This window comes from Pedobacter jeongneungensis (assembly GCF_000633455.1).
Taxonomy (GTDB): Bacteria; Bacteroidota; Bacteroidia; order Sphingobacteriales; family Sphingobacteriaceae; genus Pedobacter; species Pedobacter jeongneungensis_A.
Genome location: NZ_AYMG01000002.1, coordinates 23,070 through 43,066 on the forward strand (window position 1 = coordinate 23,070; position 19,997 = coordinate 43,066).

Below are 19,997 nucleotides of genomic sequence, written 5' to 3' on the forward strand. Positions count from 1 at the left end.
TGAAAAAATAGGTGTCCGGGCTAACTTGCTCTATCAGGTTTATTTAACAAAAGTTGGTTTTATATAGCACAGCCCTTATTCTTAGCCCCGATTGGATGGATGCCCCCGATTCTTCATCGGGGCAGGAAGGAAAGCGGGACTACCGGTACCGATTTGCACAACAATTGCGCTCCAAATGATTAAATGATCTTAGTATTTAGCCACGGATGCACGGATTAACACGGAGATTTTATAAAGGCTTATCGAATTTTAACTTAAGTGAAAAATAACAAAATCCATAAGCCACATCTTTGACAAAGAAAATTAAAAGAAATATATCATGACAACAACAAATCAATCGGATTTTAGCGTTTCTGAAACTGCTGTTCAAACGGCGAGATCATTACAAAAACTTTATTTTATACGTGCAGGCTTTTCTATTGTTTGGGTGGTGCTGGTAAGCGCTTTAGCCAAAACCAATACCAACATTGCAACAGTTTTATTTATCATTTACCCGGCATGGGATGCCATTGCAACCTATTTCGACATTCAGGCAAATCCTTCTGCTGTAAATAAAACACCACAATATGTTAATGCCCTAATCAGTATTGCAACAACTGTAGGCGTAACATTGGCCCTGCAGAAAGGCATCCCCGAAGCATTAATTGTATTTGGTGCCTGGGCCATACTAACAGGACTTATTCAGCTTATTTTGGGTTTGCGCAGGCGTAAGCAATTGGGCGGACAGTGGCCAATGATCATTAGCGGTGCGCAATCCATGCTGGCTGGTGGCGCTTTTATTGTCATGGCACATCAACCAAACCAGGGCATTAGCACATTGGCAGGCTATGCAGCTTTTGGTGCATTTTATTTCCTGCTTGCGGCTTTCAGGTTATCGAAAACTATTAAAAAGACATCGGTTGAGGTATAAATTAACGAATGCCTTTGAAAAGACGGAAATTTATGAATAATCAAACTGCAAAGGCTTTGAGATTCACGCCAGCGCGGGAAAGACGACCTTTCTATTCGAAACTGTTAATAATAGCAGAGTGAAACAAATCGGGAGCTACGATTGCGGAGTAATGCGGGTAAATGAATATTGGTTTATCTGTTAATCCGCTTTCTGATTCGGCTTAACGATGGGTTGGTGATGCCCAGGAATGAAGAAATGTGGTAAGCAGGAATCCGCTCTACAATATTGGGATGTTCTTCCAGCAACCTCAGGAACCTTTGCTCGTGTGAAAAGAAAATAAACTCTTCGGTGCGCGATTGTGCATAGGCAAAAAACGTTTCTGCCAGTAACCTGCCGAACTTTCCCCAATTGGGATTCTTTTCATACAAAGCATTGAGATCACGGTAGGAGATAAAAATAATTTCTGAATCTTCCATGGCTTCGATAAAATACCAGCAGGGGTTTTGCGAAATGAAACTCCTAAAGGAAACAACAAACTGGTTTTCTGAAAAAAAGAAGAGGTTTTTTTCTTCTTCTGTTTCAGGATCGCGGTAAAAAATGCGAAAAATGCCATTTACAATCAAACCGAGGTCGTTACATACCATGCTTTGCATATTAAAGAAATCGCCTTTCGCAATCTTTCGGGGTTTCCAAAATGGCAGGCTTTCAGTAATATCCCGATCGGTTAAGGGTGCAAAATTTTGCAGGTGCCGGGTTAGTATTTCGTTTTTGTTATTCATAGCAGGATGTTCGCGTTAATCAAAATTATACCTGATCACTCAAAAAGATAAACAGGGCGAAGTTCAGGATTGATGATCCGTAAAATTTTAACTTAAGTTAAAATTACGCTACAAATTACAATAAAATTAAAAAAGGTGATCGGTTTAATCCAATCACCTTTTAACGGTGCATTATAGAGCACTATTGCGTTATAGTTGGTGTGTTAACATTACCTGCCGCTCTTTTAATAGCGGAACAATTTTAGCAACAACAATGTCCTGATAATGCTGACTGTTGCGATGTGCAACCAAAGCTTCTTCATCCTGGTATGCTTCGTTAAGCATAATCAGATTTGGATCAGCATTGTCCTGGTAAACCTTGTAATATAAATTGCCAGGTTCGGCAGTACTTTTTTCAGCGAGTTCGGGTAGATAGGCCAATACGTTATGGAGTTCGCCTTCTATAATCTGCCATTTGGCAAATACATGTATATTCTGTTCGTTCATCTTCTGTTTTATATTATCGTTAATAATACTTTAATTAAGCTTTTGTATTGTTCAACAGTGCCACCATTTTTTCGCCAACTCCTTTTGCAGAAGCTGGATTTTGTCCGGTAACAATGTTGCCATCGGTAATGCTGTTAGCAGACCATGCGGCAGCGGCATGAAAGATCGCACCCTGTTCAGTTAATGCAGCTTGCAAATCGAAAGGGACATCTGCTCTTGCATAATTATCCTCCTCTTCAGTAGTAAAAGAGGCGATGTTCTTGCCATTTACCAGATAAGAACCATCACTCAATTTTACGTTAAGTAACGAAACAGGGCCATGGCAAACAGCGCCCACGATGGCATGGCGTTCGTAAGTTTCGGCAATTACCTGTTTTAGCAACGGAGCCTCTGGCATATCAACCATTGGTGCTAACCCACCTGGTATAAATATCGCATCGTATTGGCTTGCCTCTATAGTTTCAAGCTTTGGGGCTTTTTGCATATCTGCCCAGCCTTTACCTGTAAGGAATTTAAGATTTTCAGGATCGTCTGCCAGATTAAGGGCATCTAAATATGGACTATCTCCGGTTAAACTGGCAAAGTCGATCTGGTAACCGGCTTTTTCGAATTCGGCATAAGGATGTGCCACTTCAGGCAAAAATGTTCCGGTTCTTCTATTTTGAGGGCCGATGGCATTGGCGTTAGAAACGATGATTAAAATTTTCTTTTTCATAACCTTATTTTTTGTGATGTTTAAAATCAATTGATTCTTGTTTTATTTACATCACAAAATTGCGCCATCAGGCCATATGAAAACGAGGAGCCAACGCACAAAAAAAGTGTGATCAGGATCACACAAATGTTATCAATTTAGCCCGAATAGAGTCGGCTTAAGGTTTCACGACTCACGCCAAGATATTCTGCTATGTATTTCTTTGGTATTTTTTGTATCAGTTGCGGATACAACTGTCCAAATTCTTCATAGCGCTGCTGAGGTGTGCCTGAAAGTAACGAAACAATCCGGCGCTGCTGTGCCACGTAACCGTTGGTGAGTTTAACGCGGAAGAAATGTTCCATTTTATGAAAGTTAGCCGATAAGGTTTGGCGCCCTTCCAGCGTGGTGTACAATACTTCTGCATCTGCCATACAAAGGATATGAAGCGTTGCCGGTTTTTGGTTAAAGTATGCCTGGTAATCTGCCATCCACCAGTTCTGTCCTGCAAATTGAATAATGTGCTCCTTCCCTTCCTCATCGAGGTAAAACATCCTGAAAATACCCGATAAAACCAAAAACTCATATTTAGCTAAATCGCCTTCCTGTTGCAGGTATTGATTTTTCTTTACCCTGCGCAGTGTAAAAAATGTTTTCACGTTTTCATACTCCAGGTCGGTAAGCCCAACAATTTCTTCAATATGGTTTCTTAATCTGTCCATCGGGAATAAACTTACTAAAAATCTATAAAATCCATCCTGACTAAAACGGGCCGCGATATAGTAGCCTGATATTTAGGTAACTACTGTTTTATATTTAAAGCTTTATTACTTAAATCTTAAACATTTGTAACTGTTTACCTTTTTCTGTATTACAGCAAATTGTGCTGTACGATTCGTACATTAGGCCTATAAACAAACAAAATTTTAACGATGAGCAATTATTCATTAACGGCACTCATTTCTATCCCTGAGGAAGCTGGATATTTTTTCCCCAACAGGCATTTTGAATACATTTCTAATAAACCACTTTATCAGATTATGATCGAAAAACTCGAAGCAATTGGTAAAATAGACAAGATCATCATCAACACGGATTCAAACATGCTTAAAAGCTATTATTCGCGCTCAAATAAAACAAAAGTGATCGACGTTTACCGTGCTGAACCGCAGGAAATCGAACTGGAGCTTACTTCCGACAAGTTGACCACCGAATTGCTTAAGCATGCGGAAGGTGAACATTTTCTGCAGCTAGGGCCTATTTTCCCTTTCCTCAAACAGGAAACAATTGAGAGGGCAATCCAAATGTACGAGGAGTATGTAATTAATGCTGAAGAACGTAAATATGATTCGGTATTTTCTATCAAGATACTGAACCGCAGGTATTACGACAGTGATACCGATTTTATACGCGAAGACCGACCTAATACTTTTGTAGAAGATGGCATATTGCACATTTTTAACCGGACTACATTCCTGGCTAACGGTAACCGTAAGGTGGGTAAAAAACCCTACTCATGTGGTATTGATGAGATCGAAAATTTAGCGGTCGATTCGGAAGAGAATCATCAGCTTGCTGTTTTGATCAACGAGCACCGCAATCGCTTTCCGCATGTATTCCGGTAGATAAGGTTGATTTGCAAATATTTTAAACCAGTTGGTTTATGAAAGCCGCACAACAATGTGCGGCTTTTGCGTTTAATTGCTTTGAAGATAATGGTTTCGGCTAAATCAAAAGCAGATTTGGATAAATCCCGCTGCTTAAAGCTGTTGATCTTTGTATCAACAAAAAGAAATCAATTATGCGCGTATTTGTTACAGGAGCCACAGGCTTCGTAGGTACTGCCATTGTGCAGGAATTAATTAACAACGGCCATCAGGTATTGGGATTGGCCCGTTCGGATGCATCGGCTCAAAAACTGATCGATGCAGATGCTGAAGTTCATCGCGGTGATCTGGAAGATCTCGACAGTTTGCGCAGCGGTGCGGCAGCTGTGGATGGCGTAATCCATGCGGGCTTTATCCATGATTTTACCCGCTTTGCAGAAGTGTGTAAAGTTGATCAAACCGCCATCGAAACCATTGGCAAAATGCTGGCTGGTTCTAACTGCCCCTTTATTGTTACCTCTGGTACAGCACTGGTAAGTCCCGGTAAACTGGCCACTGAAGATATCCGATCTCCTTTTAACCCGGCATGGCCAAGGGCTTCTGAGCAGACCGCCGATGCTGTGATGGCACTGGGCGTGCGTACAGCTGCCATTCGCTTATCTCCATCGGTACATGGTGAAGAAGATAAACATGGCTTTATTCCCATATTGGTTAACATCGCCCGCGAAAAAGGAGTTTCTGCCTACGTTGGCGATGGACTTAACCGGTGGAATGCAGTACACCGTTTAGATGCAGCGCGTTTATATCGTTTGGCTTTAGAAAATACCACATCCGGCGCTCGTTTTCATGCTGCCGCCGAAGAAGCCATTACCGTTAAAACAATAGCCGAAGCCATAGGCCAACAACTTAATATTCCGGTAGTATCAATAGCTCCTGAAGCAGCTGCAGAACATTTTGGCTGGTTTTCACACATGGCTGCAATAGATTGCCCGGCATCGAGCAAATGGACACAGGAACAATTGAACTGGAAGCCATTACATGCTACACTACTTACTGATATTGAAAACGGCATTTATACCCAAAAATAAACTATGAAAATTATAGTAACCGGTTCCTTAGGGAACATTAGCAGACCTTTAACTGAAATGTTAATCGCCCAGGGACATGCGGTAACCGTGGTGAGCAGTGATTCTAAAAAACAGGCCGATATTGAGCGTTTAGGCGCCAAAGCTGCCATTGGCTCTATTGCCGATGTAGCGTTTTTAACCAGTACTTTTAAAGGTGCAGATGCTGTTTACACCATGATTCCGCTAAGTTTTACCGAACCAGATCTGGGTGATTACATGCGTCGCATGGCATTAAACTATAAACAGGCACTCAAAGAAGCCAATACCAAACGGATTGTGCTATTGAGTGGTTGGGCGGCCGACCTGGTTAAGGCTGAAAACGTAGAACACCTTTTTGATGGACTTGAAGCTTCCATTACCATCATGCGGCCTGGGGCCTTTTACACCAATTTCTACCAGTCGATGGATTTGATTAAGGGTAAAGGTTTGATCGGGAAATTCCTGACCTTGCGTTATTCCGGTCTTGGGGCTTTACTTAGCGGAAAAACAGGTCTTTTGATGGGGAATTATGGCGGGGATGACCGGATTGTTTTCGTATCGCCAACGGATATTGCAGCTGCTGTTGCAGAAGAACTGTTATTATTGCCAGATGGGAAAACCATTCGTTATGTAGGCAGCGAGGAAATGACCTGTAACCAGGCAGCGAAAATTATTGGTACTGCCATAGGTAAACCCTGGCTAAAATGGGTATTAGTCTCTGATAAAGAAATGCTGCAAGGATTAAAGATGGCCAAATTGCCAGAAAAGCTGGCCGAAACCCTGGTGGAAATGCAGGCTGCCATGCACAGTGGTAAAACCCTGGAGAACTTCCACCAAAACAATCCAAAAATGGGCAAAGTAAAACTCGCTGATTTTGCAAAAGCGTTTGCCGAAGCTTATCATAAAAAATAACGAACTTTATCATAACCATGAATAATAATCAGCTTTACCGTTTCAGTAGCATTACCGAGTATCACCGAGCCGCAGGACTGCCTAAACCGGCACACCCGTTGATTAGCCTGGTGCATATGGACGATTTAACCAGACCACTGGCTGAAGGTTCGTTCAGTCTGATCTATGATTTTTATTCGATCTCGATGAAAAGGGTGAAGAACGCTAAATTTAAATACGGACAGCAGGCAAGCGATTTTGATGAAGGTGTGTTGTTCTTCATGTCACCCGGTCAGTTATTTGGGATGGAAATTGAAAAAGGTACAGCGCCGCACCCTCCCGAAGGCTGGATGATTTTAATTCACCCTGATTTTTTATGGAACACCCCATTGGCCAAAACCATTAAACAATACGAATTTTTCAATTATTCGGTATATGAAGCACTCTATCTATCCGATAAAGAAGAAACCATACTCAGTACCATTGCACAGAATATAGAGCAGGAATATCATGCCAATATCGACCGGTTTAGCCAGAGTGTAATCATTGCCCAGTTAGAACTGCTGCTCACGTATTCAGAAAGGTATTACCAGCGCCAGTTCATTACCCGTAAAATGATCAACCACGAAATATTAACCAAACTGGAAGATTTGCTTGCAGGTTATTTTGATAGCGGTATGCTTGCCCAAAAAGGCCTGCCCAGCGTGAGTTATATTGCCGAAAACTTAAATATCTCACCTGGTTATTTAAGTAGTTTGCTTAAATCGCTTACCGGACAGAATACCCAGCAGCACCTCCATCATAAACTCATCGAACTGGCAAAAGAAAAGCTCTCTACTACAAACCTATCCGTTAGCGAGATTGCCTACGAACTGGGGTTCGAGCATCTTCAATCTTTTAGTAAATTGTTCAAAACCAAAACCAATCTTTCGCCACTGGAGTTCCGTCATTCTTTTAATTAATTTTTACTCCGGGATATTTCATTGTATGCGCTGAAATTCTTTCAAACGGTGGACTTACCAATATCAGTTTGATGAAATCATTTTTCAGTAAATGGTTCGGGTATCATATTTTTTATATCTATTTAGAAGCCCGAACCATTTTGCTCCACTATTTCTTGCTTACAGGTACCGGATATTGAAAAAGCATGCTAGGTTGTTCTGCTTCTTTGATCAGTAAATCGGCCACATTTTTTCTTGATATTTTACCAACTTTCATCGATTTGAAAAGCGAAGTGATCACTTTATAATCACTATCCGGGCCATCGGTTAGGATTCCAGGCCTGATAAACTCCCATTTCAATTTACTTCCTTCCATAATTTTTTCCATCCTGGTTTTATCTTCATACTGATCTTTGAGGAACAAGCGAATCACCATTTTCATAAAAAAATTAAGAAAGGGTTTACTGTTGCCAACGCCAAAACCTGAGACCCAAAGTATCGGGATATTTGCTCTTAAGTGCCCGCTTATCCCTACCAAAGCATTAGCCGTATCAGAGAAGAGTGTGGTACCTTTTTTCTGTTTTGTACCAATGGTAATCACGATGGCATTAGTATGTTGCGTTGCCTTAAGCAGGGTTTCTTTGGATGTGGCGCTGCCGTTGATCTTTTTAAGGCGTGGATGATCGGGTAATGTGTCTGTATTTCTCGATAATGCAGTAACGTCATGACCGCTTTCTAATGCTTTTTCAACAGCCAGCAATCCAATTCCCGCTGATGCCCCTATAACGGTTATATTCATGATGGATCGTTTTGTTGGTCAGCAATGGTTTCGAATAGTAAATTTGCAGTTCCGGGTGAAGTGACCAATAAGCTGTCATCGCCCCAGGTCCATTGTTTACCATCAGTAGTTAATACATCTGCACCTGCTTCTTTCGCAATCAGCATGCCGGCCAGCCAGTTATAGGCATCTTGCCCTTCCTGATAAAAAACATCAATTCTCCCTGCTCCCACGTAAGCAAGTTGCAATCCATGTGGTCCGTAATTACGCACCACTCCAAAATGATCTAACAATCGTGTTACTGCTGCCCCCGTTTTCAGGTGAAGCGCTTTGATGCCATTCTCCTGGTGACCATATTCAAATACAGCGACCATAATGCTGCTGTCTTTTTTAATACTTGGTTTTATGCTTTTGCCATTCATAAAAGCCCCATTACCTAACATGGCCCAAAACATTTCTTTGGCAATGGGATCAAAAATGACTGAAAAGTAAGGCTGGCCATTGCGGATCAAAACCAGGTTGATCGTCCAGCCGTTGATGTGCTGAAGGTATTGAATGGCGCCATCCATAAAATCACACAACCAGTAATCATCCGTATTAATGGCGCTTGCCTGCCCCTCAAAATCAAATTCTTCTCCTAAGAAAGGGATTTCAGGATAGTATGGATTAATTTCATCTTCCAATAATTTAAGGCAACGCTCATCTATGGTTTCCAATTGCCTTAAAAGGTCGGTTTTATCTGTTGGTATGGTATTGTTTTTATAGTCCTGAAGAAACAGGTTACCTGCTTTTCTTACCGCTTCTATAATCACGGGGACTGCGATTTCTTTTTGCATATCTTTTTTTATGCAAAGTAAAAGTACAGGAGAATGTTATTGTAGGCTTTATAACGGTAAGGATTGGTCTAATCGCGGAATTTATTGCGAAACTCCAAAGGAGTAAAACCGGTAGTTTTACGGAACAGTTTGCTAAAATAAACAGGATCATCATATCCTGCCTTATACCCTATCTGCTTAATGCTTAAATCACTAAAATAAAGGAGCCGTTTGGATTCTAAAATACTTCTTTGCTGGATATGCAATGATACGGGTTTACCTGTAATACTTTTTACGGTATCGTTAAGGTGACTAACAGAAATAGCCAGTTCTGCAGCATATTGCGAAGGCTGTTTCCAGTTTCTATAATGATCCCTCAGCAGGCGCCCAAAATTTTGTTCGATGATGCGACCACGTTTCTCTTTGCCAGATTGCTCAGTTGCAGATGAATTGATGGCAACAATATTCAATAAGGCAGATAACAGGTGGTGGCTTGTGCTGATGGCAAGCCTGTCGGCATCATGATGCAAGAGTGTTTGGTGAATCAGCACCATTAAAGATTCTATTTGCCAAAAGAGATTTGCTTCATCAACAGGTAAAGGACATGGTAGCGACTGTTCATATAAATAGCGCAGTTCTTCGTTCATTAGCGCAGGATCGAAACTGACAGACCAGCCTTTTAGATCCGAGTGTTCGATAATATGGTGAACCTGTCCGGGAGATATAGACAAGATTGCTGGAGCGGTTACCAGTTTTTCTTCGAAATCGATATTAATGCGCAATGATCCTGCCGTAGCAAACATCAATAGAAAATGGTTGTCGCGGTGAGGAGCATAAACATCGTGTTCTTCTTTTGAATTGCCGCTATTAATACTCATAATGGCAACACCACCCCTTGCATTTGGTGTTAATTCGTGCTCTTCGATTTTTTCTTTCCGACGCTTAACGGCCATCTGTTTATGAATTGATGATTATTGAATTTGCAATTTGCCAAATTTAAAAACAATAGTATTATTTTATAGTAATGATTTATTGCGAATTCTGCGCAGTTGCCCCAATTGACAATTAACAGCATATTGTTAAATCACTTTTAGCTGACAAACATTCTAATGCGGTACACGTTGAATTAGTAGTTTAAACATATAATCATGTCAATATTAGAAAATAAAGTCGCCGTTGTTTCGGGAGCGGGTTCAGGAATTGGAAGGGCTATCGCCATCACTTATGCAAAAGAAGGCGCTAAAGTGGCTGTTGCCGATATCAATGGTGCACATGCCGAAGAAACCGTTAAAATGATCAAAGATGCCGGAGGCGATGCCTTTGCCATTACTGCCGACTCATCAAAAGCTGCAGAAAATAAATCCATAGTAGAGAAAGTAGTTGCACAATATGGCCGACTTGATATTGCCTGTAACAATGCGGGTATGGGCGGCCCCGCCAAACCAACCGGCGAATATGAACCAGAAGAGTGGGATCGGGTAATTGCGTTGAACCTGAATGGTGTATTTTATGCCTGCAGGTACGAATTAGAACAAATGGAAAAGAACGGTGGAGGATCCATCATCAACATTGCCTCTATCCATGGCCAGGTAGCGGCACCTAATAGTCCGGCTTATACGGCTTCAAAACATGCAGTAGTTGGTCTTACCAAAAACATTGCTGCAGAGTATGCACAGAAAAATATCAGGTGTAATGCCGTTGGACCCGGTTATATTGAAACACCTTTACTTTCTGCCAATCTTGATCAAAGTGCCCAAGATGCCATTGCCGCTAAAAGCCCGATAAACAGGCTGGGAACGGCCCAAGAGATTGCAGATCTTGTGGTTTTTTTAAGTTCTGATAAATCATCTTTTACCACAGGAAGTTACATCATCTCAGATGGTGGTTATACGGCGATTTAGAAGGGTTTAGTCGTATCTACTGACAATTGCAAGCACAGCCTGCGCTGAAGAGTCTACTAAGGCACTATGCCAGGCTTGCTTTGGAATAGCACCACCCTTACCGAAGCACGCCCGTCAATCCCAGGTGGCAGAAGAATCAAAAAAACAGTTGCTCAACAGTACAAATGGCACTTCCAAATATGAAACGCAGTGGTTTTGTGTTCATAAACGATGATTTAATGTTTTAAAAAATATTGAACACAAAACGAAGTGCCGCTGTTTTTTTGATGAGCGTGGGATGGTGAGAAGCCACATTGCTGGATTGACAAAGCATTTTTGTATACTTTTGATGCCGTGCGGCAGAGAGCACTAAAAATAATTTCAATATTCGTGTCTACGCGAAATGCAATGGGCGCGACCTAAAAATATATGGAATTATGATAGTGAGATCATTAATACGGTCGTCATCCGATAGCTATCGGATCCCGCGCAGGCGGGAACCTTAAAGTGTATTGCATTACGATCCCCAATTAACACAGTAGCTATCAGGTTGGTAATGAAGATTCCTCTCAACTTCCTGTCAACGTTCAACAAATAAAGCTTTATCCTCAAGATCAAAAGTTATTCTTTTTCCCAGCCAGTTGATCCAGATGATGCCATCATAAATAAGGCCATCTACAAATTGCACCGGGCAATCTTTTACCAACACCATTGGCTGATCATTGGCTGTTATACTTTTTAATTTTGTAACGTAAATGGTAGAAACAAACGTTTCATTTATTTCGCTCTTCTTTTGGATTTTCTTTACCTGTGTGCTATCCGATATATCTATATTTAAAGCCTTAAGGTATTTTGTATTAAGCCTGTAAACATCCTTTCCGGCACCGGCATCCAGTGAGAGTTGTAAAGTAAGCTTATCGTTTATTTTAAAATAAGAAAAAATAGTGAGCGATTTTCCTCTCGATTGTTCCAATTGAATGGGTAACATCTTAGCTGTTCTTTTTATCACCGCAAGCGATGCAGGCGATTCGAGTCTCAATACTTTTTTCTCAAAATCAATCGTAAAAATCCTGGGTTCTAAAAGTTTCAGGGATATAATGCCATCAATACCACCAAAATCAGCATCTACAAAGCTTATTTCTTCTTCGGCTTTTTTAAAACTCCCCATTTCGAAATTAGGAACATGATAAAGATCTATATCCAGCCGTTCACCAGTAGCCCTGAAAGCGGTATATCCGCCATCTTCTTTTTTAGCGTGCTTAAGTTGATCAAAAAACTTTTTGGTAAATGCAGTTACCCCGGCGCCTGTATCAAAAATAAAGTTGCCCTGTACGTCATCTACCTTTGCTTTCACCAACATATGGCCTGATGGTAATAGTTCGAAAGGGATTTCGTCTTTATTAACAGACTGAGAAAAACTAAAAAAAGGAAACAGGATTAAAAAACAGATTGAAGCGGCTTTCATTTTGCGTATTTAGAGGGATTATTACTCTGATGTTTTGAGATGCTAAAGTATAACTTTCTGTTAAAATTTTTAAAAATAATTATGCGCGAAATAAACAGCTGTTGTTGCCACATTAAACTTCTGCAGCGTAAAAAATTATATTTGCACCAAAAGAAAATTATATCGTGCCAAAAAAAGTCAAAAATATTCCGGTAAATGTAATGGTCGACCATTTCGATGCGGGTATTGCCGTTGAGCGGATATTTTTTAGCACTTCGGATGAGGCAACGTTAAATGCGTCAGACGAAGCAAAACAAGCACACAGAGAAGACCGTCACTCATTTTTCCTGCTGGAGCGCGGAAAAGTTACTGTCGAAATTGATTTTCAGAAATTCGAAATTGAGCCATCTTCTATTGTATATATGCATCCGGATCAGGTACACCGCATCTTAAAACTCGAAGATGTAACTGTGGCTGCTTGGGGCATTAATAATGAAAACCTACATCCGGAATACCTGAAACTGCTCGAAAGCCTCACTCCTGCAAAGCCTTTAGTGCTGGATCAGGAAACTTTTTCTATCCTTTCTGAAGCGGTATCGCTTTCTATAAAATTTGCCAAACGTAAAAATGATAAACTTTATCATTCCTTACTAAGAGATAGCTGCAACGGATTAGTGGCCCTGGTAATTTCGCAATATTTGGCATTCACTAAATCAACAGATACCACTTCAAGGTTTAAACTTATTGCAGATGCCTTTAAATCAGCGTTGGAAAGTAATTTCATTCGCATTAAAAGTCCAACAGTATATGCGCAACAACTGAATATTTCTACTCCCTACCTAAATGAATGTGTGAAAGTTGCAACCGGCTATTCTGTTTCGCACCACATTCAGCAGCGTGTTATTTTAGAAGCAAAACGCCTGCTTTATCATTCCGATAAATCTGTAAAAGAAATCTCTTCCGAATTAGGCTACGATGATTACCCTTATTTTTCAAGGTTTTTCTCAAAGGCTGCCGGAATGAGCCCATTAGCATTCAGGAACAAAAACCGCGAATAGTACAATAACTACCTTGTATATTCATTGTTTGCGATGTGTATGTGATGTTCATTTGTATCATCAATTTAACACGTAAAAAATGAAATCGTTAAAAGAAAAAAGTGTACTCGTTTCGGGAGCAAGTTTTGCCGGACTTTCATCTGCTTATTGGATGAACCAGTTAGGCTATCAGGTAACTGTTGTAGAGCTTGCTAAAGGACTTAAAAAAGGTGGTTCGCCGGTAAATATTGAACAGAATACTGTTGATGTGGTGAAACGTATGGGGCTATTGGAGCAAATTAAAGCCAACCGGATCATAATGGAAGTGATGGAATTCAAAAATTCGGATGATGTTACCGAAAAATCAATGCCACTACAGGTTGATAGTGATCGATTTAAAAAAAATGAATATGAAATCGAGCGGGACGTTTTGCTCAATATCATGTTTGATAACATTAAAAATGATGTCGAGTTTATTTTCGATAACAGTATTATTTCTTTAAAAGAGGAACCGGACTGTATTGATGTAACGCTTAAAAATGGAGAAAAAAAATCATTCGATCTGGTATTGGGTTGCGACGGTATTCATTCGGCCGTTAGGAAATATTGCTTCGGCGAAGAAGCACAGTTTTCACATTTTCTTGAAGCTTATTTCTCTATCACCATCGTAGATAAATTATTAATCAGGAAGAATACCACGCAAATGTACAATGAACCTGGTAAAGCGGTAATGTTGAATGCTTATAACAATAAAACAGATATTGTGCTTTGTTTTTTCTCTGAAAAGGAAATTCCTTACCATTACCGTGATGAAGAGGCACAACGGAATATGATTTTAGATCAATTCTCGGAATCAGGCTGGAGAACGCCTGAGTTACTGGATGAGGTGAAACAATCGAAAACTTTTTATTTTGATAAACTGGGTCAGATTAAAATGCCTTCCTGGACTAAAGGCCGAGTGGCACTGGTTGGCGATGCAGGATACTGTGCATCACCAGCGGCTGGTAAAGGTGGATCGCTGGCAATAGATGGTGCCGCTGCTCTGGCTGATGCCTTTCAAAAATACCCTGATGATTTTGGACTTGCCTTCAAATCATATCATGAGAATTTTCGTCCTTACATTGAAGAAGTACAAAACAATGCAGCAAAATTTGGTATAGAAATGCTGGTTCCGAGAACTGAAAAAGCCATCCGCGAGAGAAACAGACATTGAGGAAATATATTTTATCAGGGCAAAATATTATGCCCTGATTTTACATTTTTAGTTAATTTTAAATTTAATCTGGTTCAGTTTTTGCCAGCTTAGTTAAAATTTAATAAGATGCCTCAAATCAGTTCATTCCTATTCGTATTGCAAAAAAGACCAGAAAATCATACGAAATCGACTATGTTTTTTATTTTTTCTGTGCTTTTGCTCCTGCTTTCCTTTGCTGCCAATTCACAAACTGTATTTGGCATTCCTTCAGAACAGGTTATTTACCAAATAAATGGAGATCTGGATAAAGACGGTATAGATGAAACTGTTTACATCTGTGATGTACCTGCATCAAAAGACAGATTAGCCATAACGAGGCAATTATTAATCGCTAAAAATGTTAAGGGTAAACCTCAACTTTGGTATAAAACGATTATTGATCACATTGAGAATATTAACATGCCGAGAAACAAAACCATCGATAGCATGTACATTACCCGTAATTGTATCGTGCTGAAACAGGAGAAATTTTTAGGCGGCCGTTATGGTGAAGAGTATACCCATCGTTTCAGGTTTCAAAATGGCAACTGGTACCTGATTGGCTCCAAATTAAAATCAATAAGGAATTGTTATGGTGCGGATATATGTGAAATTAATTTTTCTACCGGTGTAATCGATATTGATTTTGTTCCTGATGGTGGCTGCGATGATGAACCACAGGCCGATTCGGTTATTGCCACGCATAAATCTTTTAAACATCGTTTCAAGAACTTGCCATTGCTAAGTAACCTAAAAATGGGTGAAAACAACTTTGTGCTATCGGGAAATCAAAGGTGCTATTATTGAAAAGCTGGATCATAACTGATAAAACACTAAAAGGGTGAATAATTCATAGTGATTAATAGCTTGTTGCATGTTTAGCCTGCATAATGGCTCAATAGATTCAAAGAAATTGCTAATTTTCGCAAAAAATCAGGAAAAGTTAATCCAGATTTTCACCTGATACACCCTTTATAATGATACAGCAAAAATATACAGTTAAAATATTTCTGGTTACACTATTGTTTTTTTGTGAGTTACTGGCTTTTGGACAAGCAAAAAAGAAGAAAGAGGCTGGCAATAGCAAACCTTTTGTGCTTGGTGTGATAGACGAAATTGAATCTAAAGAACTGGCCGAAAAAAGAATCCTGAATATATATCTTCCCGAAGGTTATAATCAAAACGATACCACGAAGTATCCGGTAATCTATCTGCTTGATGGTTCTGCCGATGAAGATTTTATCCATATTGTAGGGCTTGTACAGTTTAATAGTTTCGAATGGGTTAATCAGGTTCCGAAATCAATTGTTGTTGGTATTGCAACGGTAGATCGCAAAAGGGATTTTACCTTCCCCACTACCATTGAAACTGATCAGAAAAAATATCCTACAACTGGTCATTCAGATAAATTTATTGCATTTATCGGCAATGAACTGCAGCCCTATATCCAGGAGAAATATAAAACAAATGGAGCCAAAACCATCATCGGGCAATCTTTGGGTGGGTTATTGCTGACAGAAATCCTGTTTAAAAAACCTTCATTGTTTAACAATTACATCATCATTAGCCCAAGTTTGTGGTGGAACAACGGCTCCTTGTTAAATGAGAAATCCAAAGTAACGGAAAGCAATTCTAATCAACCTACGCAGGTTTATATTGCAGTAGGTAAAGAAGGATTAACACCCACAGCAATACCAAGGGTTATGGAGGTAGATGCGAATCTTTTGGCGGAGAAGATCAAAGAAATGAAGAACAAGAATGTAAAGGTTTATTTTGATTATTTACCTTTAGAAAATCACGGTACCATCATGCATCAGGCGGTATCCAATTCGTTTCGGTTTTTGTACCCTCTATCGGTTAAAGAATAAAAATTACTAATCTACACCCAATTCTAAATGTATATCTTCTGGTTCTTCGGTAAATAATTCCGTGTCTGGTTCGCTTACAGGCACTGCTCCTCTTTTTAAGTAAAAATCAACTGTGTTTTTTGTTGGGGTTGCAGAGATATATAATTTATCTGCCCCAAAAGCTTTAGCTGTTTTTTTACAGCAATCTACGAGTTGATTGCCAATCCCTTTATTTTTGTATAAATTGCTCACATAAAGGATGTCCATTTTGCAATAATTTTTCAAAATGCCCCTTTTCTTATACTCAACCGAAGCAACAGCGACCAGTTTTTCATCATCAAAGGCGCCAAATACATAACCACCAGCAGTTATTAAGTTAAATTGACGGATGATCATTGCTTCTAATTCCATTTCTTCAAAACCCAATACAGTTTCTATGTGTGGCACAAGTTTTAAATGATTTTGTTGGTATTTATACAGCCCGGAAATCTCTTCAGAACGGTCGATTTCTTCAATTCGGTGGAGTTTTTGCTGATGTAGTTTTCTAATATGTGTCATTCACAATTAATATACAGGCTATATTATTCTGCTAGTTATTCTACCATTTCCACTTCATTTTCTATGCCAAAGTCAGATGTGGTTTACAGTGCTAATTTAAAGATCTTATAGATTGGTTTTACTCCATTTTTTTTACACAACCCGTGTAAAATCCAAAAAAACGACATATGTAAATGAGCAATATTGGCATTTTACTTAAAAAATCACTTAAATTTTTTATTTCGAATAAATAAACGTTAATTAGACGATTATTTATTGTTATGAGCACAGCAAACTATGTAATTGGTGTAGATTACGGGACGGATTCTGTCCGGTCCGTTTTAGTTGATACCGCTAACGGGAAAGAGATTTCCGCTTCCGTTTTTCTTTATCCACGATGGCAGAAAGGCCTGTATTGCAAACCAGCCGTTAACCAGTTCAGGCAACATCCACTAGATTATATTGAGGGTTTAACCCACACCATAAAAGATTGTTTGGCCAAAGCCGGAGGATCCGAAATTGCGCATTTGGTGAAAGGAATTTCGGTCGATACCACAGGATCCAGTCCGGTTGCAGTTGATGCAACAGGTACACCTTTGGCCTTAACACCGGGTTTTGAAGAAAATCCAAATGCCATGTTTGTGCTTTGGAAAGACCATACAGCCGTTAAAGAAGCTGCCGAGATTAACGAACATGCTAAAAAGTTTCCGGTAAATTACCTCAAATACGTTGGTGGAATTTATTCGTCAGAATGGTTCTGGTCTAAGTTATTACGAATTTTAAGGGTCGATTCAACTGTTAAAAACAGTACAGCATCCTGGGTAGAGCATTGCGACTGGATTCCTTTTCTACTTTGCGGTGGAAACGATATTGCTGATATGAAACGTAGCCGTTGCGCCGCCGGACATAAGGCACTTTGGGCAGAAGAGTTTAATGGCCTTCCTCCCGAAGATTTCTTTAAGAGCCTTGATCCTCTTTTAACAGGCTTTAGAGATAAACTATTTGCAGATACTTATACTTCTGATATCGCTGCCGGAACTTTGAGTAAAGAATGGGCAGAGAAACTTGGCTTAACCACCAATGTAGTAATTGGAGTTGGTGCATTCGATGCACACATGGGTGCCGTTGGTGGCCAGATTGAACCTTATTACCTGAGTAAAGTAATGGGTACCAGTACCTGCGATATATTAGTGGCTCCGAACCAGGATTTGCATGGTAAATTGATCAGCGGTATCTGCGGACAGGTAAACGGATCGGTAATTCCAGGTATGGCTGGATTAGAGGCCGGGCAGTCGGCTTTTGGCGATGTATATGCCTGGTTTAAAAACTTAATCAGCTGGCCTTTAAATCATTTACTAACTGAATCTAATTTAATTGATGAAGCAACAGCCATTGCCTTAAAAGATGAATTAGAAGGTAAAATTATTGCAAACCTGAGTAAACAGGCTGAAGCTTTAGAAGATGGCGATTATGCTGAACTGGCCATCGATTGGTTAAACGGCCGAAGAACACCAGATGCCAATCAGGAACTGAAAGGTGCAATTACCGGTTTGGGTTTAGGAACTGATGCGCCAAGATTTTTCCGTGCTTTAGCTGCGGCAACCTGTTTTGGTGCCAAAGCCATTGTAGATCGTTTTAAAGAACAGGGCGTTCCGGTAAAAGGTATTATAGGTATTGGTGGCGTAGCGAAGAAATCATCATACATCATGCAAATGATGGCCGATGTACTGGAAATGCCGATCAGGATTCACCGTTTTGAGCATACCTGTGCCTTAGGCGCTGCCATGTTTGCGGCGGTTGCGGCTGGTATCTATCCTACCATCGAAGAGGCAATGGCTTCAATGGGAACCGGTTTCGAAAAGGAATACAAGCCCAATATCAAAAAACAAAAGCTTTACAGGCTTCATTATCAACAGTATCTGGGATTAGGCCGATACCTGGAGAAATACAATAAAAAAGATGTAAAACCTTATTTATCATGAGCAACTATCAAGATATAAAAGAGCAGGCTTACCAGGCCAATATGCAATTGCCTAAGCTGGGTTTGGTGCTTTTTACTTTCGGAAATGTAAGTGCAGCTGATCGATCGAAAGGTGTTTTTGCCATTAAACCAAGTGGTGTTCCTTATGAAGATTTGTCTCCAAATGATATGGTCATCGTCGATTTTGATGGCAATACCGTTGAAGGCAGTTTACGGCCATCATCTGATACTAAAACCCATGCTGTTTTATACAAGCATTGGGAAGAGATTGGCGGCATTGTACATACCCATTCTACTTATGGTACAGCCTGGGCACAGGCACAAAGGGCCATTCCTATTTTTGGTACCACCCATGCCGACCATTTAACGGTTGATATTCCTTGTGCTCCACCAATGGCTGATGAGATGATTAAGGGCAATTACGAATACGAAACTGGGTTTCAGATTATGAACCATTTTGAAAGTTTAGGTTTAAGCCATAAAGAAGTCGAAATGATTTTGGTAGGGAACCACGCTCCTTTTACCTGGGGAAAAACGGCCGAAAAAGCGGTTTATAACAGTGCTGTTTTAGAAACCGTGGCACAAATGGCTTTGTTAACAGAACAGATTAACCTACAGGCACCAAAACTAAAAAATTCATTGATCGAGAAACATTATGAGCGGAAACATGGTGACGGGGCTTATTATGGGCAGAAATGAGTTTGGAGTATTTGTCATGCTGAGGCACGAAGCATCTGCAACCGATAAAACAGATGCTTCGTACCCTCAGCATGACAGCGAATGATTCCATTCCTGGTGGCTCACTAAACAATTTTATAAATTACAACGATAGATAAATATTTAGCGCTTTGATTTGGAAAGCAATGGCAGCATCATTTAGGTGATAACAGTCCCGCCCCCGCTTCTGCTCCCGATGTAAAATCGGGGGCATCTCGCTACGGTCGGGTTTAGTTGGCTAAAATTGTGCTGCTATCTGAGGATAAAACGAAAAGCAAGACTGCCCTAACCGATAAAACACAGGGCACTGCTTTTCAAAAAAAAAAAAGAA

At 40.1% G+C, this 19,997-nt stretch carries 21 protein-coding genes; 12 read left to right on the forward strand and 9 right to left on the reverse strand.

Annotated elements, in window-relative coordinates:
* Nucleotides 1-319: 319 nt before the first annotated feature.
* Complete coding sequence (locus tag U859_RS0102785) at nucleotides 320-910, forward strand: DUF308 domain-containing protein (protein WP_025141918.1); 591 nt, start codon at nucleotides 320-322, stop codon at nucleotides 908-910.
* A gap of 173 nt (nucleotides 911-1,083) precedes the next feature.
* Here U859_RS0102785 and U859_RS0102790 read toward each other — a convergent pair whose 3' ends face one another.
* The 4 genes from U859_RS0102790 to U859_RS0102805 form a co-directional block, all read right to left on the reverse strand.
* Nucleotides 1,084-1,671: a Crp/Fnr family transcriptional regulator gene (locus tag U859_RS0102790; protein ID WP_025141919.1), complete on the reverse strand. Its 588-nt coding sequence runs from the start codon at nucleotides 1,669-1,671 to the stop codon at nucleotides 1,084-1,086.
* Between the two features lie 189 nt (nucleotides 1,672-1,860).
* Nucleotides 1,861-2,157: a putative quinol monooxygenase gene (locus U859_RS0102795; RefSeq protein ID WP_025141920.1), complete on the reverse strand. Its 297-nt coding sequence runs from the start codon at nucleotides 2,155-2,157 to the stop codon at nucleotides 1,861-1,863.
* 34 nt (nucleotides 2,158-2,191) lie between these two features.
* Entirely contained in the window at nucleotides 2,192-2,872 is a 681-nt protein-coding gene (locus tag U859_RS0102800) for a type 1 glutamine amidotransferase domain-containing protein (protein WP_025141921.1), read from the reverse strand.
* A 137-nt stretch (nucleotides 2,873-3,009) separates the two neighbouring features.
* On the reverse strand, nucleotides 3,010-3,573 hold the full coding sequence (locus U859_RS0102805) for a Crp/Fnr family transcriptional regulator (protein WP_025141922.1): 564 nt from the start codon (nucleotides 3,571-3,573) through the stop codon (nucleotides 3,010-3,012).
* Between the two features lie 210 nt (nucleotides 3,574-3,783).
* On the opposite strand from U859_RS0102805, the gene U859_RS0102810 reads away from it, so the two are divergent.
* The 4 genes from U859_RS0102810 (at nucleotide 3,784) to U859_RS0102825 (ending at nucleotide 7,417) form a co-directional block, all read left to right on the forward strand.
* Nucleotides 3,784-4,476 (forward strand): cytidylyltransferase domain-containing protein, encoded by a 693-nt coding sequence (locus U859_RS0102810; protein ID WP_025141923.1) that lies wholly within the window; start codon nucleotides 3,784-3,786, stop codon nucleotides 4,474-4,476.
* A gap of 176 nt (nucleotides 4,477-4,652) precedes the next feature.
* Nucleotides 4,653-5,546 carry an SDR family oxidoreductase gene (locus tag U859_RS0102815; RefSeq protein WP_025141924.1) on the forward strand — a complete coding sequence of 298 codons (894 nt, stop codon included), beginning with the start codon at nucleotides 4,653-4,655 and terminating at the stop codon, nucleotides 5,544-5,546.
* 3 nt (nucleotides 5,547-5,549) lie between these two features.
* Nucleotides 5,550-6,476, forward strand: coding sequence for an NAD(P)H-binding protein (locus U859_RS0102820; RefSeq protein WP_025141925.1), 927 nt, complete (start codon nucleotides 5,550-5,552; stop codon nucleotides 6,474-6,476).
* 17 nt (nucleotides 6,477-6,493) lie between these two features.
* On the forward strand, nucleotides 6,494-7,417 hold the full coding sequence (locus U859_RS0102825; protein ID WP_025141926.1) for a helix-turn-helix domain-containing protein: 924 nt from the start codon (nucleotides 6,494-6,496) through the stop codon (nucleotides 7,415-7,417).
* Nucleotides 7,418-7,565: 148 nt separating this feature from the next.
* Here U859_RS0102825 and U859_RS0102830 read toward each other — a convergent pair whose 3' ends face one another.
* The 3 genes from U859_RS0102830 to U859_RS30875 all read right to left on the reverse strand — a co-directional run bounded on the left by U859_RS0102830 (nucleotide 7,566) and on the right by U859_RS30875 (nucleotide 9,942).
* Entirely contained in the window at nucleotides 7,566-8,195 is a 630-nt protein-coding gene (locus tag U859_RS0102830) for an NAD(P)-dependent oxidoreductase (protein WP_025141927.1), read from the reverse strand.
* The gene (locus tag U859_RS0102835; protein WP_025141928.1) at nucleotides 8,192-9,010 is read right to left on the reverse strand and encodes an inositol monophosphatase family protein; all 819 of its coding nucleotides are present in this window, start codon (nucleotides 9,008-9,010) and stop codon (nucleotides 8,192-8,194) included. Before U859_RS0102835 ends, U859_RS0102830 begins: the two co-directional genes overlap by 4 nt.
* A 68-nt stretch (nucleotides 9,011-9,078) precedes the next feature.
* Entirely contained in the window at nucleotides 9,079-9,942 is an 864-nt protein-coding gene (locus tag U859_RS30875; RefSeq protein ID WP_025141929.1) for a helix-turn-helix domain-containing protein, read from the reverse strand.
* Nucleotides 9,943-10,137: 195 nt separating this feature from the next.
* On the opposite strand from U859_RS30875, the gene U859_RS0102845 reads away from it, so the two are divergent.
* Nucleotides 10,138-10,890, forward strand: coding sequence for an SDR family NAD(P)-dependent oxidoreductase (locus U859_RS0102845; protein ID WP_025141930.1), 753 nt, complete (start codon nucleotides 10,138-10,140; stop codon nucleotides 10,888-10,890).
* A 559-nt stretch (nucleotides 10,891-11,449) separates the two neighbouring features.
* Here the strand turns inward: U859_RS0102845 and U859_RS0102850 are convergent.
* Nucleotides 11,450-12,334, reverse strand: coding sequence for a retropepsin-like aspartic protease (locus U859_RS0102850; RefSeq protein ID WP_025141931.1), 885 nt, complete (start codon nucleotides 12,332-12,334; stop codon nucleotides 11,450-11,452).
* 164 nt (nucleotides 12,335-12,498) lie between these two features.
* Here U859_RS0102850 and U859_RS0102855 point away from each other — a divergent pair, with 164 nt between their 5' ends.
* The 4 genes from U859_RS0102855 to U859_RS0102870 all read left to right on the forward strand — a co-directional run bounded on the left by U859_RS0102855 (nucleotide 12,499) and on the right by U859_RS0102870 (nucleotide 16,452).
* Nucleotides 12,499-13,371 carry a helix-turn-helix domain-containing protein gene (locus tag U859_RS0102855; RefSeq protein WP_025141932.1) on the forward strand — a complete coding sequence of 291 codons (873 nt, stop codon included), beginning with the start codon at nucleotides 12,499-12,501 and terminating at the stop codon, nucleotides 13,369-13,371.
* Between the two features lie 79 nt (nucleotides 13,372-13,450).
* A complete protein-coding gene (locus U859_RS0102860; protein ID WP_025141933.1) occupies nucleotides 13,451-14,563 on the forward strand; it encodes an FAD-dependent monooxygenase in 1,113 nt (370 codons plus the stop codon).
* 108 nt (nucleotides 14,564-14,671) lie between these two features.
* Nucleotides 14,672-15,391 (forward strand): hypothetical protein, encoded by a 720-nt coding sequence (locus U859_RS0102865; protein WP_162799844.1) that lies wholly within the window; start codon nucleotides 14,672-14,674, stop codon nucleotides 15,389-15,391.
* A 170-nt stretch (nucleotides 15,392-15,561) separates the two neighbouring features.
* The gene (locus U859_RS0102870) at nucleotides 15,562-16,452 is read left to right on the forward strand and encodes an alpha/beta hydrolase (protein WP_025141935.1); all 891 of its coding nucleotides are present in this window, start codon (nucleotides 15,562-15,564) and stop codon (nucleotides 16,450-16,452) included.
* Nucleotides 16,453-16,458: 6 nt separating this feature from the next.
* On the opposite strand, the gene U859_RS0102875 is transcribed toward U859_RS0102870, so the two are convergent.
* Entirely contained in the window at nucleotides 16,459-16,989 is a 531-nt protein-coding gene (locus tag U859_RS0102875) for a GNAT family N-acetyltransferase (RefSeq protein WP_025141936.1), read from the reverse strand.
* 260 nt (nucleotides 16,990-17,249) lie between these two features.
* Between U859_RS0102875 and U859_RS0102880 the strand changes: the two genes are divergently transcribed.
* Nucleotides 17,250-18,950 (forward strand): ribulokinase, encoded by a 1,701-nt coding sequence (locus U859_RS0102880; protein ID WP_025141937.1) that lies wholly within the window; start codon nucleotides 17,250-17,252, stop codon nucleotides 18,948-18,950.
* Complete coding sequence (locus U859_RS0102885; RefSeq protein ID WP_025141938.1) at nucleotides 18,947-19,648, forward strand: L-ribulose-5-phosphate 4-epimerase; 702 nt, start codon at nucleotides 18,947-18,949, stop codon at nucleotides 19,646-19,648. Before U859_RS0102880 ends, U859_RS0102885 begins: the two co-directional genes overlap by 4 nt.
* The last annotated feature ends 349 nt before the right edge of the window (nucleotides 19,649-19,997 follow it).

Excerpts from the sequence above, each read along its gene's own strand:
- U859_RS0102785 (WP_025141918.1), top strand. The coding sequence starts at position 320 with ATGACAACAACAAATCAATCGGATTTTAGCGTTTCTGAAACTGCTGTT.
- U859_RS0102850 (WP_025141931.1), bottom strand. The coding sequence starts at position 12,334 with ATGAAAGCCGCTTCAATCTGTTTTTTAATCCTGTTTCCTTTTTTTAGT.
- U859_RS0102835 (WP_025141928.1), bottom strand. The coding sequence starts at position 9,010 with ATGCAAAAAGAAATCGCAGTCCCCGTGATTATAGAAGCGGTAAGAAAA.
- U859_RS0102860 (WP_025141933.1), top strand. The coding sequence starts at position 13,451 with ATGAAATCGTTAAAAGAAAAAAGTGTACTCGTTTCGGGAGCAAGTTTT.
- U859_RS0102815 (WP_025141924.1), top strand. The coding sequence starts at position 4,653 with ATGCGCGTATTTGTTACAGGAGCCACAGGCTTCGTAGGTACTGCCATT.
- U859_RS0102885 (WP_025141938.1), top strand. The coding sequence starts at position 18,947 with ATGAGCAACTATCAAGATATAAAAGAGCAGGCTTACCAGGCCAATATG.
- U859_RS0102875 (WP_025141936.1), bottom strand. The coding sequence starts at position 16,989 with ATGACACATATTAGAAAACTACATCAGCAAAAACTCCACCGAATTGAA.
- U859_RS0102870 (WP_025141935.1), top strand. The coding sequence starts at position 15,562 with ATGATACAGCAAAAATATACAGTTAAAATATTTCTGGTTACACTATTG.
- U859_RS0102790 (WP_025141919.1), bottom strand. The coding sequence starts at position 1,671 with ATGAATAACAAAAACGAAATACTAACCCGGCACCTGCAAAATTTTGCA.
- U859_RS0102810 (WP_025141923.1), top strand. The coding sequence starts at position 3,784 with ATGAGCAATTATTCATTAACGGCACTCATTTCTATCCCTGAGGAAGCT.
- U859_RS0102795 (WP_025141920.1), bottom strand. The coding sequence starts at position 2,157 with ATGAACGAACAGAATATACATGTATTTGCCAAATGGCAGATTATAGAA.
- U859_RS0102880 (WP_025141937.1), top strand. The coding sequence starts at position 17,250 with ATGAGCACAGCAAACTATGTAATTGGTGTAGATTACGGGACGGATTCT.
- U859_RS0102805 (WP_025141922.1), bottom strand. The coding sequence starts at position 3,573 with ATGGACAGATTAAGAAACCATATTGAAGAAATTGTTGGGCTTACCGAC.
- U859_RS0102865 (WP_162799844.1), top strand. The coding sequence starts at position 14,672 with ATGCCTCAAATCAGTTCATTCCTATTCGTATTGCAAAAAAGACCAGAA.
- U859_RS0102800 (WP_025141921.1), bottom strand. The coding sequence starts at position 2,872 with ATGAAAAAGAAAATTTTAATCATCGTTTCTAACGCCAATGCCATCGGC.
- U859_RS0102845 (WP_025141930.1), top strand. The coding sequence starts at position 10,138 with ATGTCAATATTAGAAAATAAAGTCGCCGTTGTTTCGGGAGCGGGTTCA.
- U859_RS0102820 (WP_025141925.1), top strand. The coding sequence starts at position 5,550 with ATGAAAATTATAGTAACCGGTTCCTTAGGGAACATTAGCAGACCTTTA.
- U859_RS30875 (WP_025141929.1), bottom strand. The coding sequence starts at position 9,942 with ATGGCCGTTAAGCGTCGGAAAGAAAAAATCGAAGAGCACGAATTAACA.
- U859_RS0102830 (WP_025141927.1), bottom strand. The coding sequence starts at position 8,195 with ATGAATATAACCGTTATAGGGGCATCAGCGGGAATTGGATTGCTGGCT.
- U859_RS0102825 (WP_025141926.1), top strand. The coding sequence starts at position 6,494 with ATGAATAATAATCAGCTTTACCGTTTCAGTAGCATTACCGAGTATCAC.